Below are 13,176 nucleotides of genomic sequence, written 5' to 3'. Positions count from 1 at the left end.
CTCTTAAACAAGCTCATAGGGCTTACTCTTCTTCTTGTTCCTTCTTTCTTTGTCCTTAAATTCACTTCTCTTCTTGTCGCACCAAAAGCACAGGACATTCTGCTTTGATCCGAACATAGTCAGATAGAGAACTACCCAACAAGCGTTCTAAATCAGGCAAATTCTTGGCCACCGAAGGACGACGTTCCGGAGAACCCAACACAAGAAAATCAATATTATAATCCGATGCCAAACCGCAAATTTGCTGTGCTGGTCTGCCTCCCACCAAAAGACAACGACAGTCAATTCCTCGACTTTTTACTTTGGCCGCAGCTCTACTAAGTATGGGATTTGCGGCAATGTCATCAGCAGTTATTTCTAAATTTGCTTTGAGATCAGGATTTACACGGGTTAAATAAATTTCGGCATCGCTATAGCCTTGAAATAGATTAATCGCCTCGTCTAGAGCATACTGAGCGGCTGGAGATTTATCGATCGCCACCATAACTCTTTTAATTCTCTTGACATAAATATCATCTTTAATTAACAACAGAGAACGTCCTGTCAGTTGGAAAACGTATTGACTCACGGAGTTAGCCAAAATAGATTGAAGTTTCCCCAATCCTCTAGAACCCATGATGATGAGATCTGCATTGAGTTCCTCGGCGACTTCCAAAACAGTGATTTTCTTTTCGCCCTCTCTCACTAAAGTTTCTACTAAATTAGGCGTAATTTTTAAATCAGTGATTAGATCTTTAATCTTATTTTCTGCTGCCTCTATCGCTGCTGTTTCTTTTTCTTTGGTATTCGGAGAAATTACCCGTAAGATATACAGTTTTGAACTGCTTAATGAGGGCAGTTTTAGCAATTGCTTGAGCATATCTTGAGCATTATTCGCACCAGAATCCGCATATAAAATCTTTTTCAGCATCTTTCGCCTACCTACAAGCTCGTATTTTGTAAACTTAATCTTGATTATGTTCTTAGATTACTTCAAAGGGTGCAGGGAAATTCCATATTTTAAGTTTTGTGCAATTGATTAGGCTTTAATATTTCTTGAATAAGCAAACATTATTAAACGACAAATGTTGAATTAGGCTTAAGTAACGAAGAAAATTGATGTTTTACTAAAACCTTAGGTTAAAGCTGGTGAATAGAAGTAGTGATTTAAGAAACCGAAATCTACGGGGACAAAACTTTATTTTATGATGAATTCCTAACAAGATAATGATGGTTGTCATGGCATTTATGGGTATAAATAATGCTAAGAAAAATAGCGATCAATTGCAAATAGTTAATTTTAATGATTACTCTTACTGTCCAAGATTTAGAACAGGAAAATATTAGTGTAAAAAAGGATTCGGAAATTACCTTTGAAAATAAAATATATAAAAAAGTAAAAGTTCTATCTAAAAGAGACAAAAATAAAATACCAGAAGTCACTGAAGAATATAGTATTGATAGTTCAGAAATCATTTTAGTGGAGCATAAGTTATTTTTCAGTATTTAGATCGAGAAGACTACAGAAAACAATACTGAAACCCTCAACAATCAGTCATCAGGCAAAAAGATGATCAAGAAATATCGAGGCATAAATTATGAAGTCGAAGTTCCAGAGGTTGAAGGTCAAAATAATGCTGAGCCAGTAAAACGAAAAAAATATCGAGGTAAATTTTACTAAAAATTCTGAGATTATTAGATTAAAAATATTTCCAAAATAGAATGGCTACGCTCATTGCCAGACAAGTCGGAAAAGCTACGCGACTAAAAATCATGAGTTGTTTAATTTTCGTGGTTTCTTGACCAAAAAACTTACTATGACCGATTGTGACTAGCAATAATTCCAATCCTAGCAGTCCGTAAGTCAGATAAAAAGCATAATCGAGAGTCACTACATAACCGACACCATCTGGTAGTTTCTCAATCAAACTAAGATGATAAAAAACAACCGCTAATAAAATACCACTCACAGCGTCAATAGAAATATTCTCAAAGGGCAGAAATAACACCAGATAACTAACTACAACAAAGAATAATAATGGCAATAACTCTTTAATAGTGAAGCTTACGGTATTTCGCGTAATATTAATTGCGGCATTGAAACGAGAATATTTAATCTTAGCATCAGTATTAACAAAACGGCGATCGCCAAGGGTCGACTGATTGATTAAAGTATCAGGGTAAAAACTAACTTTTCTGACAATCCAGTCACTAATCTCATCAAAAACTTGACCTTGCTCCCATTTTGCCAAAATTTCCGGTGTAGTAACAGCTTCCATGCCAATATTATCGACCGCATAAAGTAAGCGAACTTTAGTCAGATGACGATGACGAAAGCGAACCGCTAAAGTTTGATTATCAAAAGGATAATCTTGAAACTTAAATTGCTCCTTAAAGCTTGCTTTCATGCGAAATAGCTTATAATCAGACTTTCCTAGCCGTTTTTCTTCTAAAGGCTCGTCTAAGGTTAAAGTCTCCCCAGAATCCATAGCTTCGGCATTATAATTACTAAACTCAATATCTTCGGGATGTAAATCTTCACCCTGGTAGCGAAACCATAGATAAAAATCTAGGAGATAACTAGAACTTTTTTCATCAATGCTACTGACTTGATTGATGTCAACTCCCGTATAAACAACATGGGTTAGGAGCATATATTCAGAACCAACTTGAATAATGCTACCTTGTTCGATTTGTTGTGCCAAATTATTAACTAATTTGAGATTGAGAATCCTATGTAATTGAATATAGGCAGAAGTTAAGGAATCGTAATTAAAGACGCCTACTAAGGGGGAGACCAGGATATTCCCCTTTGAATCAAAATGGTTTTCCTGTGAAGAATTAGCAATGGTAGTATCTATCGGCTGAAGATTAGCTAAGGATTCTTTAACTAAGTAACGACTCTGATGGTATGTATGTTGATCTATTGCCTTGGCTAAGGGTTTTTCTTTGTCTTGCAATGATTCTGCGATCGCGGTAATCAGGATTTTAGCCGCATCGTAGCTAGCTGCGGCAATCCAACCAGGTCTGGTGTCAAAACGCTGCTTGTATAAACCTCTAAAATCTTGACCTGTCTGTTCAGAAATATCGAAGATAATTGGGGTCAGAGCATAGATATTATTCGTGAAAAATCCTGGATCATCACGATTTTCAGGAGTATCAACAAATTTTTGAGCTAGAGAGATATCCGATAGACTATCCCCTCCAAAAATTGGATAATCTAATCCATATAGTCTCATTTTGGCAATTAAAATTGCAGCTTCTTGACGATGAGCAGTGATTACAATAACCCCTGGATCTTGGTTTTGCTGTTTGATAGCGACCAAGTTTTGAATGATTAAATCGCGATCTTGAGCTGTTTTGAGACCCCATTTATTAACAACCTCCCCCCCTAAGTTAGTAAATTCTCTAGCGACGATTTCCGCGAGATCTGCACTATAGATATCTGAGCTGTCAATAATCGTAATTTGAGGTTGGTCTAAAATTTTCTTGACATAGTTAGCAATGAATAGACCTTGATCACTATTAGAAAAAGTGGAGCGGAAGTACCATTGGTTCCATTTTGTCACTTCATCGGCAGTAGCAGAACCGGTAATCGCGGGAATCCCATAGGCTTGATAAATTTTTCCCGCAGCTAAAGAATTGCCACTACTATAATGTCCAATTACGGCCAGTGCCTGAGACTCAACTATCTGATGGGCAATTTCAGTGGCTGTTTTGACATCATTTTTATCATCATATACCCGCAATTTGATTTTTCTCCCCTTGATGCCTCCTGCTTCATTAATCTGCTCAACATAAAGCTGCGCACCTCTAATCATCGAGTTGCCCCCAATAGAAATCGTTGGGCCAACATCAGTTAGAGGAGCGACAAGGGCAATTTCAATATTCTCTTGATTGAAGCGATAGTGAGATAACACGAGCACAGTTGCCAATGTCAATAATGCAAGCATTAACCAAGGGACAATTTTCTGAAATTTCATAAATGATTGTGACCTATTGCCATCTTTGGAAAATTTCTTGAATTTGCGCGATCGCTTCATCCCCTGCTACTTCAGGAGAAATGCCGTCAGCAATGATCCGATAAAGAGCCTGACCCCAAACATTAGCTTCTAAAACTTCCATATAAGCAGGACTATTACTAAAATAATGGGGGCGAGTCTTCGATTGCGCCAGCATTTGGTAAACCGTAGCCAGATGGGGATCAGACGAATTATTCCAAAAGGGAGAATTCCAATAATCTTGATTGGTCGGGAAAAAACGCCCCCCAGAAGCCTCAATGTAGTTTTGTAAAACCTCTTGCTGAACAAAATATGATAAAAAACTTTTGGCATCTACCAAATTGCGATCGGCAAAAACCAAAACTTGTCTGACTCGGGGAATATAAGTCATTGGTTCACCATTAGGTTTTCTGGGAAAAGCCAAAGTCCCTAACTTCTGATAATAAACATCTGGATCATCCGCTATCCCCGCAGGAATCGAAAGGGTAGGATTAGCTGTCATTGCGACGATTCGATTGTAAAAACTCGCATTATTATCGCTGTTTTCCCAAACAATCGCCGAGGGAGGAATATATTTATCCTGATAGAATTGCGTCCACCATTGCAACGCATTAATAATTCCCTGGCGGTTTTGCGTTTGCTCAATCGTTAATCGACCTTCAGAGTCTACAACCTGAACATTATAGGCTTCTAAAATATGTTCAAAAAACAAAAAAGTATCGGTGGAGAAAGGAGAGGAAGGAAATCCTAAGGCAAAAACTTGTTCTTGGGGCGATAATTGCTTTTGTATTTGCAGCCAAAATTGCCAAAATCCATCCCAGTCCTGGGGAATATCTGCATCACTGTAGCCCAATTCTGTTAGCAAATCCCGCCAATAATGTAAGTAGATGCCTTCTTGGAGAATTGGCACAGCGTAATAACTTTTTTCTTTGGTTAGGCTATTGTATTGATAAGCGTTTTGTAAAATCGGTTCGGGGAAAGAATTTTTGAGTGGCTCTATCAACTCCGAAACATCTTTGAGCTTACCAGACCAAGCTAAACGGGTGACCAACTGAGTGCGATCTATTGTGATATCTGGAGTTGCACCAGATATTAAAGCTTTTTCTATCTCGTCAAGTAAGGTTGTCTCTTCAAAAAATACTAGCTTAATTTTTTTGCGATATTTTTTTTCCCATTCTTTAACTATTTGCGATAATGTTTCTCTTTCGGCTTCCAAATAGCCCGTGTACCACCAAATTGTGAGGATTCCCGTCTCTGCTGAAACTATTTCTTGGGCATTATTGGCTTCACTTATCTCGGCAAGTTCAGTTTTAGGTTGGGATTTGCGATAAAAAATCGCAGTTGCCGCTAGCAAAAATAACAGCAACATCAGAATATATCGTGGTTTTTGTTTCTTTAGACGAATCATTACGGGAAATCTGGCGTTCGTGGGTTTAGAGATGAAAGTCTTTAACTGTATTTTGTTTTACATTTTAAATCCTTATGCAAAAATCAGACCATTGAGGCCTGATTTTGATCGCTTTGCATATTTTTTCTCTATATCCTTTTGAGATATCCTCTTTTAGATAAAATAGAAGTTCAAATTTAATCTAGCTTTGCGAATCTTTTCTAATAAGTCATTGACTGTATCAAGTTTCTGATGAATTTGTCCTGATAAAGGAGAATCCTTTTTATACTTCTCTTGATGATTTTGTAGTTTAACTAAAGTGGATTTAACTGTATTAAGTTCTTTTTCAATTTTAATTAAAAGAATAATTAATCTTGCTACTTTAACTGTTTTCTCCTCCGCAACTACTTCTTGCTGGATGGAGGTTAGATAATCGCCGATGTTTTCCATGAATTTGCTGATGAATTGATTATTGATAGGAGAGCTAAGTCATTTAATTTTTGATAGTCCCAGTATATCCACGGCTACTTAAGTGTTATGTAAAGTTTCCGTGATCATTAAGGGAAGTTATGTAAAAAATATATAAAAAAATCTACGGGTATCTTCTAGGGAATCATAAGTCGAATAGTCAACAACTCTAGTTTGGCATCAAAAACACTGCAAAATACTTTGTTCACCTACAATTATATACTGTAATTTTACTTAAGAGAAATCACTGTAAGCCTTGAAATACAAAGAATACAGCAATAAGACACCCCGGAACGATCGCAGCACAAGGAGACGGGGAGAAGTTAATGATAAAATTAACCCTAACAACTTGAATTGCTCAGAGGAAGAGTTGAGAAAATAAGTTGAAAAGACGCTTGTTACCTATTTAAATTAAATTATCAAAAAAACAATGTATGGCTTGGACTCGCAGACATATCCTATCCTTAGAAGATTTTACAGCCACCGAATATAACACTGTCTTGCAAACTGCCACTAGTTTCTGGGAAGTCTTATCCAGAAAAACCAAAAAAGTGCCTGCGCTTCAAGGACAAGTAGTCGCTAATATGTTTTTTGAACCTTCTACTCGTACTCGCAGTAGTTTTGAACTTGCCGCCAAAAGACTATCGGCAGATATTCTCAATTTTTCTCCTAGCACTTCTTCATTAACTAAGGGAGAAACTATTCTCGATACAGCCAAGACTTATCTGGCAATGGGTGCCAATATCATGACGATTCGGCATCGACAAGCAGGAGTCCCCAAAGCGATCGCACAGGAAATGGATCGCCTCAATTCTGGAGTTTCAATTCTTAATGCAGGAGACGGACTACATCAACATCCATCTCAGGCTTTGTTGGACTTATTTACTCTTACTGCTGTCCTCGATCGCGATAATCCTCGATTAGAATTACTTTCGGGCCAGAAAATTGCGATCGTCGGCGATATTCTCCATTCTCGGGTTGCTCGCTCCAATATTTACAGTTTAATAGCAGCAGGAGCTGAGGTTCATTTAGCGGCCCCACCAACTCTTCTACCAAAATTCTTTTTAGATTTAGTAGATGATAATCAACCAGGAAAATTATTAATTCATTGGCAATTAGAACCTGCTCTGGAAAATGCTGATTTCGTGATGACTTTGCGGCTGCAAAAAGAACGGATGAGTGCCAATTTCATCCCTAGTTTGCGTGAATATCACCATTATTTTGGGATCACTCGCGATCGCCTAAAACTATGTCGCCCCGATGTCAGAGTACTCCATCCTGGCCCTGTGAATAGAGGCGTAGAAATTACTTCCGATTTAATGGATGATCCCAAGTTAAGCTTAATTTCAGAACAAGTCACAAGCGGAGTTGCTGTGCGCATGGCATTGTTGTACTTAATTGGCAATCTTAATACAGTGAACAGTTACCAGTGAACAGTTACCAGTGAACAGTTACCAGTGAACAGTTACCAGTGAACAGTTACCAGTTATTTTTGGGCAATATAAGTTGAGAATTCCACTAGAAGATTTCGTTTAATCATCTACACTCGACATGAAAATTTTAGATAGTCAGCAAATAAACTATTGCAACCTCATTCGCCAAACAGCAGACAAAACAGAACATCTTCCCGGTGTCGTCCATGAGGGTTTACTTTATATCAAAACATCCTTTTTTCCCCAAGAGCATAAAGAACAAGCATTAGAATATTGCCGAGGAAAGTTTCTTGATGCCAAAGGCGAAATCTCATATCTTGTCGTTAATGATCCAACAGGTTTTACAATTTGGGTTGAAGACCAAACTGTTGAATTACAGAATAATCAAGAAAAGCAAGACATTGTCCAAAAGATTAATTTAGAAGAATTGGTCACTAAAATGCGCAATATTGGGGGCTTACAAATTAAGAACCGTCGTTACAACCTCAGAATTTATCAGCAATGTTTTGTTGCGAGTGAAGCCGTAACCTGGATGCAAGAAAAGCTTACAATATCCAGAAAACAGGCTGTTAGTCTTGGCAAAAGATTAGTCGAAGAAAAATGGATTCATCATGTTGTCGATCGCGAAGAGTTTCAAGACAAATATTTGTTCTATCGTTTCTATTGGGATGAAAACTAGTTATGGCTCCCATAGTTAATGGGACTAAATCAAGGCTGGACTTATCGGGAACAAGTGCCCCCATCGGCTGTGGGACAAACAGTATTGCAGTATTACAGTGCAAGATACCGTCATTCCAATGAAGAATCATGGCGGAAAAAAATAATATCTGGTCAGATTTCTCTGGATGGAAGGCGGGTTGATGCTGAGACAATTTTACAATTAGGGCAAAAACTCGCCTATCATCGCCTTCCCTGGTTGGAACCGACTGTTCCCCTCGATTTTGAAGTTATTTACGAAGATCCAGACTTACTCGCGATCGCAAAACCAGCTGGCTTACCTGTGCTTCCAGGGGGCGGGTTTCTACAAAACACTCTGCTCTGGCAAATTAAAAAGATTTACCCTCAAAATACTCCTGTGCCGATTCATCGTTTGGGAAGGGGCACTTCAGGTTTACTATTACTAGCCAAATCAGCTCTAGGCAAATCCAGCCTGAGCCGCCAAATGAGAAGCAATTCGACACACCAAACAACTCAATCGGCAAATCCGCGAATTCAGAAAATATATCTTGCCAAAGTAGACCGGGTTGTCCCCCGCGATCGCTTTACCATTACCAATCCCATTGGAAAAATTCCCCATCCCCATATTGGCTATGTCTATGGAGCAACTCCTACAGGAAAATTCGCCCATAGCGAATGCCAAGTTATTAAACGAAATCCTGATAGCACAATCATTCAAGTCGCAATCCTAACTGGTCGCCCCCACCAAATTAGAATCCATCTGGCGGCAGCGGGTTTTCCTCTCATGGGAGATCCCTTGTACGGAGTTGGGGGAATTCCTCAAATGAAACAAGACGAGGTCGCTGTTCCAGGGGATTGTGGTTATCATCTCCACGCTCATCGCCTTGCTTTTACTCATCCGACAAGTAATGAAAGAGTGAATTTAATTTGCCCACCCCCTGTATCATTAACTTAAACTCAGGCGGCTAGTCGCTAATCTTCATGATCTTCAAAGGGATCGTCTAATTCCATTGAAGGTGGACCAAAAGCTGTATAGATAGAGTATCCAGTGATAAAAACAAGTACAGCACCGATTGTGATGCTAAGAACTATTGCAGGTTCCATAAGTGTATATAAATTATGATTACTATTCCTTTATAATATTACAGAACATTACGAAAATTATCTTAAATAGATTATTGGTAAACTATGTCACAGCGCACTGGATTGGGAGATCTTCTAAAACCACTAAATTCTGAATATGGTAAAGTCGCTCCTGGTTGGGGTACAACTCCAGTCATGGGGGTTTTTATGGCCTTATTTTTAGTATTTTTGTTGATAATCCTACAACTTTATAACTCTTCGCTATTACTTGAAGGAATTAGTGTTGATTGGGCAAGTCTAGGCCGCTAGATTTTTTCAAACATTAAACTACTAAAAATTTGCGATAAAAGATTATTCCCCGTTTATCGGGGTTTTTTTCTGGCATAATAAAGAGACAAGATTGAGCTAAATAGGGAATTTCAGAACATGAACGTTTTTGGCATTGGATTACCAGAAATGGCTGTAATTGCAGTTATCGCCTTACTGGTCTTTGGACCGAAGAAATTGCCAGAAATTGGTCGTAGTCTGGGGAAAAGTCTTCGCAGTTTTCAAGAAGCCTCTAAAGAATTTGAGACTGAATTGAAAAAAGAAGCGCAAAAAATGGAAGAATCGGTACAAATGAATGCTCAGTTGGAAGGCAACACTGAGGAAAAAGCCAAAGTTTCCTCAGAAGTTACAAGCCCTCAAGCAGCTAAAGAAGAAGCCTAAAAACCTCTAAGCTCCTTCCTTTTCCTTATCTCTTCTTCCTCATCCTTCATCCCTTATCCTTCATCCTTTCAATTAAGTTTCGGATGTGTTCGATCTTGCAAAAGTAGGAGTCAAATAGGCCACTAATGCTCCTAACATAAAGCCTAAAACATTACGAAATAAGGGTAACCAATCAGTAGTTCTAGTAACAACAGGGCCGACTCCAAAAGCAAGGAAGAGAATTCCCCACAAAGGAGACATAATCAAAGCCCATTGCCAAGCAAAACTCTGTTTGTCATCGCGAGGGATTCCCGCAAAGCCAAAAATTACCCCACCAACCACAGAGCTAATTAAAGTCAGAATCCATTGTTCTCTAGGTAATCCTGGCACGACGTTACATCCATTTTCCGCTACCAAACAACCCTTAACTACATTCATGGCATTAACGATCGCGTTGTTTTCACCATGATCTTGCACGTAGAACATATTGCCAAAACGCGTTTGTAATTCGATCCAAAAGGTACGAGGCATTAATTCATACACATCATCCCCGATACTAAAGGCTAAAATATTGCCCCCTTTGCCATCAGCTACCAACAAGATGGTCTTATCATCTAATCCCCAGTAGTTAATGACTGCTCTTCCTGGAGTTTGGTCATATTGGGTTAAAACTCGCATTTTCCAACCCGTTTCGGCTTCAAACTCTTCCAATTCCTCAACCAGAAATTTTTCTTGAAGACTCGGTAAGTAGTTTGCCAGATCAACAACCGGTGTAACGTAATCAGGCAACAATTCTGGATTATTTACTGCCCAAGCGGATGGAGTAAACCAGGTGGCGCAAATGACTAAAAAAGCAGCAATACTAACGAATATTTTTTTATAAAAACCCTTTTGCATAATCCTTGTGTTTTAAAGCTCCTTAATAAATATTATTTTTGGTTGTTTCTAATTATTGTTACATTTCTTTACTTATCTTAAAACGATTAGCCCATCATAGCTTAATAAAATTAAACACTCTCCCGCTTAATTATTGATCAGAGTTGTTTGTTCTCCAAGTTTTCCAAGCTGCTTTAAAGCCGACAAACACTTTGCGAGTTCCGGTTTGGGCCTGTTGGACTTGCTCTTTCGTCGTGGTGATGGTGCGATCCACTTGTTTAACGATTTTCGTAGCACTGCCAATTCCTTGATCAATCTCTTCGGTGAGCTGATTAAGTTCATTTCCTGTTAAGCGAACTGCTTCTAGAGTTGCGGGAAGTTCTTTGTTTAAAGTATCAAGTAGTTTTTCTGCACTACGAGCAGTATTTGTCAGTTGTTGTATCGTGGGGAGCGTGGCAATCAATACTGCTATAAGACTGATGACAAATAAACATAAAGATATTTCTAACCAGAATAAGGGATCGAACATGAATTATGGCAAGTTGAAAATTAGTTGAAATCTTGAAAAGATTCACTTGAGGATTGAGGAAATATTTCCTTTTTAGTATGACTGTTTTGTTTGGCAGTTGTCTCAATTGTTGACATATTTTGACTGTCTTGAGGCATTTTTTCTAAGTTGCTCGCTTCTATGCCAGCTGCGATCGCTTTTTTGAGTCTTGCTAAAGTATCATCCCAGTTTTCCAATGCTTCTTCAGAAAGACGATTAGCTTGTAGTTGAATAGAAGTTGAGAGATCCTCGGCTAATTCGGGCAAAGCATCTGCTGATTTTTTGATGACTTTTCTGGTTTCTTTTCCTGTACGGGGCGCAATTAATAAACCAATAAGAGTACCCACCGCACTTCCAATGGTCAAACCAGCAATGAAGGTACCTGTCTTATTTTGCCTTGACATTCTCTTTGTCCAATCTACAGCCATTACAGCTTATCATCAATCGATAATTGATAATTAATGATTAATAGACTTTAATAACCATCCGCTTATTCCTAATCCTAAAAAATTGGGGCTCCAAGCGGCCAAGAAGGGAGAGAGCCAGCCCGCAATACCTAAAGAGCCACTCAAGAATCCTAACAAATAGTAACTAAAAACAATCACGACACAAAGGCCAAAACCCTGAGATTTATTGATAGTAGAATGGGCAGAGCCTAAAGTTGCACCTACTAAGGCAAAGACTAAGCAAATACTAGGAAAAGCCATTTTTTGTTGAATTCTTACTTGTAACAACTTAATTTTTTTTACGCTGCCACTTTCTATAATGAGGTTCAAATAATTTTTTGCTTGTCGTAAACTCATCTCTTCGGGGCTTCTTTGGACTTTCACCAATTCAAAAAAAGTTGCAGGTAATGATATCTCTTGATAATCAAATTGCTTGACTTCGGTAGAAAGTAAACTACCAGTTAATTTTTCCTCCTGGCCTTCAATTAATTGCCATACTTCTTTGTCTTGATCCCATTTAGCATATTTTGCGGTGATTATCTGATTTAATCTATCTTTTGACCAAGTCATAATGGTCATATTTACTAGTCGTTTGCCATCAAATTTCTCAGAATAATATAGTCGTTTCAACTCCTTATCTTGTGCGGTGGTATCTTGATATTCCGGGTAAAAAATATCTTTTCTTTGTAGGGTTAATTCTGTTTCTTCTAAAAAAGAACTTTGTAATAAATTAGCTTGATAATTAGCTGCAGGGACAACTAGTTCATTAAAGAAAAATGAAATTCCTGTGATTAAAATACTAAAGGCGATCGCAGGAGTGATAATCCGATATAAGCTCAGACCTACACTGCGAAAGGCTACTAATTCGCGATCGCTATTCAACCGACCATAAACTAAGAGCGTAGTAAGTAAAGTACCGATCGGCAAGGCATAGGCGGTATATTCAGGAATTTTGAGGATAAATACCAAAATAGCAGTACTTAAGGGTAAATTATACTCGTTGATTTTGTAGGTTAATTCAGAAACTGTACCAATAGTGACGCCAACGGCCGCAAATAAACTAACACTAAAGATCAAGAAAATTATTAGCTGACTAAAAAGATAACGGTCTAGTATTGGTAATTTGACTAAGATAAATTTCAATTTAAAGCGGAATAGATAATGGGTAATGGGTAATGGGTAATGGGTAATGGGTAATGGGTAACTGAACGGCTTAAGTTTGGCTTCTTAATCTCAGAACGTCCAGAAATCATAGTTTGGCTAACATCGCGTTATTGCGATCGCTATCCTGAAACGATTTGCCCAACGCAAAATTGATCGCGATCGCGATTGCTCAAATCACCCCAGGCAACCTCAGAGACGCCATCCTCGAATCTGTGGGAGTTAATATGCTGCCCATGGATTACAGCGCAGCCGAGAAACCAAACGACGCTCTGTAATGACCCTCTTAAATCGAAGGCAGAAGAATGAAGGCAGAAGGCAGAAGGTAACTGGCATAGTGGGAGAATTAGACTCACCACTATGCCCTGTTCCACTTAAAGAAGTGGAGGAATTTAACCTAAAGGGATAAGTTAGAAGTAGTTTTATCCTT

The 13,176-nt window shown here is 38.4% G+C and carries 16 protein-coding genes; 7 read left to right on the top strand and 9 right to left on the bottom strand.

Annotation, left to right across the window (positions count from 1 at the left end; translation table 11 throughout):
- Window positions 1–61: 61 nt before the first annotated feature.
- Window positions 62–910: a universal stress protein gene (locus XEN7305_RS25635; protein ID WP_006512469.1), complete on the bottom strand. Its 849-nt coding sequence runs from the start codon at window positions 908–910 to the stop codon at window positions 62–64.
- 372 nt (window positions 911–1,282) lie between these two features.
- Here XEN7305_RS25635 and XEN7305_RS25630 point away from each other — a divergent pair, with 372 nt between their 5' ends.
- A complete protein-coding gene (locus XEN7305_RS25630; protein ID WP_006512468.1) occupies window positions 1,283–1,489 on the top strand; it encodes a hypothetical protein in 207 nt (68 codons plus the stop codon).
- Between the two features lie 190 nt (window positions 1,490–1,679).
- Here XEN7305_RS25630 and XEN7305_RS25625 read toward each other — a convergent pair whose 3' ends face one another.
- The 3 genes from XEN7305_RS25625 to XEN7305_RS25615 all read right to left on the bottom strand — a co-directional run bounded on the left by XEN7305_RS25625 (window position 1,680) and on the right by XEN7305_RS25615 (window position 5,817).
- A complete protein-coding gene (locus tag XEN7305_RS25625) occupies window positions 1,680–3,962 on the bottom strand; it encodes an ABC transporter substrate-binding protein (RefSeq protein ID WP_006512466.1) in 2,283 nt (760 codons plus the stop codon).
- A gap of 13 nt (window positions 3,963–3,975) precedes the next feature.
- Window positions 3,976–5,388 (bottom strand): ABC transporter substrate-binding protein, encoded by a 1,413-nt coding sequence (locus XEN7305_RS25620; RefSeq protein ID WP_006512465.1) that lies wholly within the window; start codon window positions 5,386–5,388, stop codon window positions 3,976–3,978.
- A 153-nt stretch (window positions 5,389–5,541) separates the two neighbouring features.
- On the bottom strand, window positions 5,542–5,817 hold the full coding sequence (locus XEN7305_RS25615; protein ID WP_006512464.1) for a hypothetical protein: 276 nt from the start codon (window positions 5,815–5,817) through the stop codon (window positions 5,542–5,544).
- A 452-nt stretch (window positions 5,818–6,269) separates the two neighbouring features.
- Here XEN7305_RS25615 and XEN7305_RS25610 point away from each other — a divergent pair, with 452 nt between their 5' ends.
- The 3 genes from XEN7305_RS25610 to XEN7305_RS25600 all read left to right on the top strand — a co-directional run bounded on the left by XEN7305_RS25610 (window position 6,270) and on the right by XEN7305_RS25600 (window position 8,901).
- Window positions 6,270–7,268, top strand: coding sequence for an aspartate carbamoyltransferase catalytic subunit (locus XEN7305_RS25610; protein ID WP_006512463.1), 999 nt, complete (start codon window positions 6,270–6,272; stop codon window positions 7,266–7,268).
- A gap of 118 nt (window positions 7,269–7,386) precedes the next feature.
- Window positions 7,387–7,947: a Domain found in dishevelled, Egl-10, and Pleckstrin (DEP) gene (locus tag XEN7305_RS25605; RefSeq protein ID WP_006512462.1), complete on the top strand. Its 561-nt coding sequence runs from the start codon at window positions 7,387–7,389 to the stop codon at window positions 7,945–7,947.
- A gap of 18 nt (window positions 7,948–7,965) precedes the next feature.
- Window positions 7,966–8,901: an RluA family pseudouridine synthase gene (locus XEN7305_RS25600; protein ID WP_006512461.1), complete on the top strand. Its 936-nt coding sequence runs from the start codon at window positions 7,966–7,968 to the stop codon at window positions 8,899–8,901.
- A gap of 17 nt (window positions 8,902–8,918) precedes the next feature.
- Here XEN7305_RS25600 and psbN read toward each other — a convergent pair whose 3' ends face one another.
- Complete coding sequence (gene psbN / locus XEN7305_RS25595; RefSeq protein WP_006512460.1) at window positions 8,919–9,050, bottom strand: photosystem II reaction center protein PsbN; 132 nt, start codon at window positions 9,048–9,050, stop codon at window positions 8,919–8,921.
- A gap of 84 nt (window positions 9,051–9,134) precedes the next feature.
- On the opposite strand from psbN, the gene psbH reads away from it, so the two are divergent.
- Window positions 9,135–9,338, top strand: coding sequence for a photosystem II reaction center phosphoprotein PsbH (gene psbH / locus XEN7305_RS25590; protein WP_006512459.1), 204 nt, complete (start codon window positions 9,135–9,137; stop codon window positions 9,336–9,338).
- A 117-nt stretch (window positions 9,339–9,455) separates the two neighbouring features.
- On the top strand, window positions 9,456–9,737 hold the full coding sequence (locus tag XEN7305_RS25585) for a TatA/E family twin arginine-targeting protein translocase (protein ID WP_006512458.1): 282 nt from the start codon (window positions 9,456–9,458) through the stop codon (window positions 9,735–9,737).
- A 72-nt stretch (window positions 9,738–9,809) separates the two neighbouring features.
- On the opposite strand, the gene XEN7305_RS25580 is transcribed toward XEN7305_RS25585, so the two are convergent.
- The 4 genes from XEN7305_RS25580 to XEN7305_RS25565 form a co-directional block, all read right to left on the bottom strand.
- Entirely contained in the window at window positions 9,810–10,613 is an 804-nt protein-coding gene (locus tag XEN7305_RS25580; RefSeq protein ID WP_006512457.1) for a TPM domain-containing protein, read from the bottom strand.
- A gap of 130 nt (window positions 10,614–10,743) precedes the next feature.
- Window positions 10,744–11,121 (bottom strand): hypothetical protein, encoded by a 378-nt coding sequence (locus XEN7305_RS25575; protein WP_006512456.1) that lies wholly within the window; start codon window positions 11,119–11,121, stop codon window positions 10,744–10,746.
- A 20-nt stretch (window positions 11,122–11,141) separates the two neighbouring features.
- On the bottom strand, window positions 11,142–11,543 hold the full coding sequence (locus XEN7305_RS25570; protein ID WP_052035244.1) for a YtxH domain-containing protein: 402 nt from the start codon (window positions 11,541–11,543) through the stop codon (window positions 11,142–11,144).
- A 54-nt stretch (window positions 11,544–11,597) separates the two neighbouring features.
- On the bottom strand, window positions 11,598–12,728 hold the full coding sequence (locus XEN7305_RS25565; RefSeq protein ID WP_006512454.1) for an LptF/LptG family permease: 1,131 nt from the start codon (window positions 12,726–12,728) through the stop codon (window positions 11,598–11,600).
- A gap of 155 nt (window positions 12,729–12,883) precedes the next feature.
- Between XEN7305_RS25565 and XEN7305_RS29210 the strand changes: the two genes are divergently transcribed.
- Window positions 12,884–13,024, top strand: a complete 141-nt coding sequence (locus XEN7305_RS29210) for a hypothetical protein (RefSeq protein ID WP_158500461.1) — start codon at window positions 12,884–12,886, stop codon at window positions 13,022–13,024.
- Window positions 13,025–13,176: the final 152 nt, after the last annotated feature.

The sequence above is a fragment of the Xenococcus sp. PCC 7305 genome (assembly GCF_000332055.1).
Classification (GTDB): Bacteria; Cyanobacteriota; Cyanobacteriia; order Cyanobacteriales; family Xenococcaceae; genus Xenococcus.
This window is presented reverse-complemented; position numbering and strand designations above follow the sequence as displayed.

Excerpts from the sequence above, each read along its gene's own strand:
- XEN7305_RS25635 (WP_006512469.1), bottom strand. The coding sequence starts at position 910 with ATGCTGAAAAAGATTTTATATGCGGATTCTGGTGCGAATAATGCTCAA.
- XEN7305_RS25630 (WP_006512468.1), top strand. The coding sequence starts at position 1,283 with ATGATTACTCTTACTGTCCAAGATTTAGAACAGGAAAATATTAGTGTA.
- XEN7305_RS25625 (WP_006512466.1), bottom strand. The coding sequence starts at position 3,962 with ATGAAATTTCAGAAAATTGTCCCTTGGTTAATGCTTGCATTATTGACA.
- XEN7305_RS25620 (WP_006512465.1), bottom strand. The coding sequence starts at position 5,388 with ATGATTCGTCTAAAGAAACAAAAACCACGATATATTCTGATGTTGCTG.
- XEN7305_RS25615 (WP_006512464.1), bottom strand. The coding sequence starts at position 5,817 with ATGGAAAACATCGGCGATTATCTAACCTCCATCCAGCAAGAAGTAGTT.
- XEN7305_RS25610 (WP_006512463.1), top strand. The coding sequence starts at position 6,270 with ATGGCTTGGACTCGCAGACATATCCTATCCTTAGAAGATTTTACAGCC.
- XEN7305_RS25605 (WP_006512462.1), top strand. The coding sequence starts at position 7,387 with ATGAAAATTTTAGATAGTCAGCAAATAAACTATTGCAACCTCATTCGC.
- XEN7305_RS25600 (WP_006512461.1), top strand. The coding sequence starts at position 7,966 with ATGGGACTAAATCAAGGCTGGACTTATCGGGAACAAGTGCCCCCATCG.
- psbN (WP_006512460.1), bottom strand. The coding sequence starts at position 9,050 with ATGGAACCTGCAATAGTTCTTAGCATCACAATCGGTGCTGTACTTGTT.
- psbH (WP_006512459.1), top strand. The coding sequence starts at position 9,135 with ATGTCACAGCGCACTGGATTGGGAGATCTTCTAAAACCACTAAATTCT.
- XEN7305_RS25585 (WP_006512458.1), top strand. The coding sequence starts at position 9,456 with ATGAACGTTTTTGGCATTGGATTACCAGAAATGGCTGTAATTGCAGTT.
- XEN7305_RS25580 (WP_006512457.1), bottom strand. The coding sequence starts at position 10,613 with ATGCAAAAGGGTTTTTATAAAAAAATATTCGTTAGTATTGCTGCTTTT.
- XEN7305_RS25575 (WP_006512456.1), bottom strand. The coding sequence starts at position 11,121 with ATGTTCGATCCCTTATTCTGGTTAGAAATATCTTTATGTTTATTTGTC.
- XEN7305_RS25570 (WP_052035244.1), bottom strand. The coding sequence starts at position 11,543 with ATGTCAAGGCAAAATAAGACAGGTACCTTCATTGCTGGTTTGACCATT.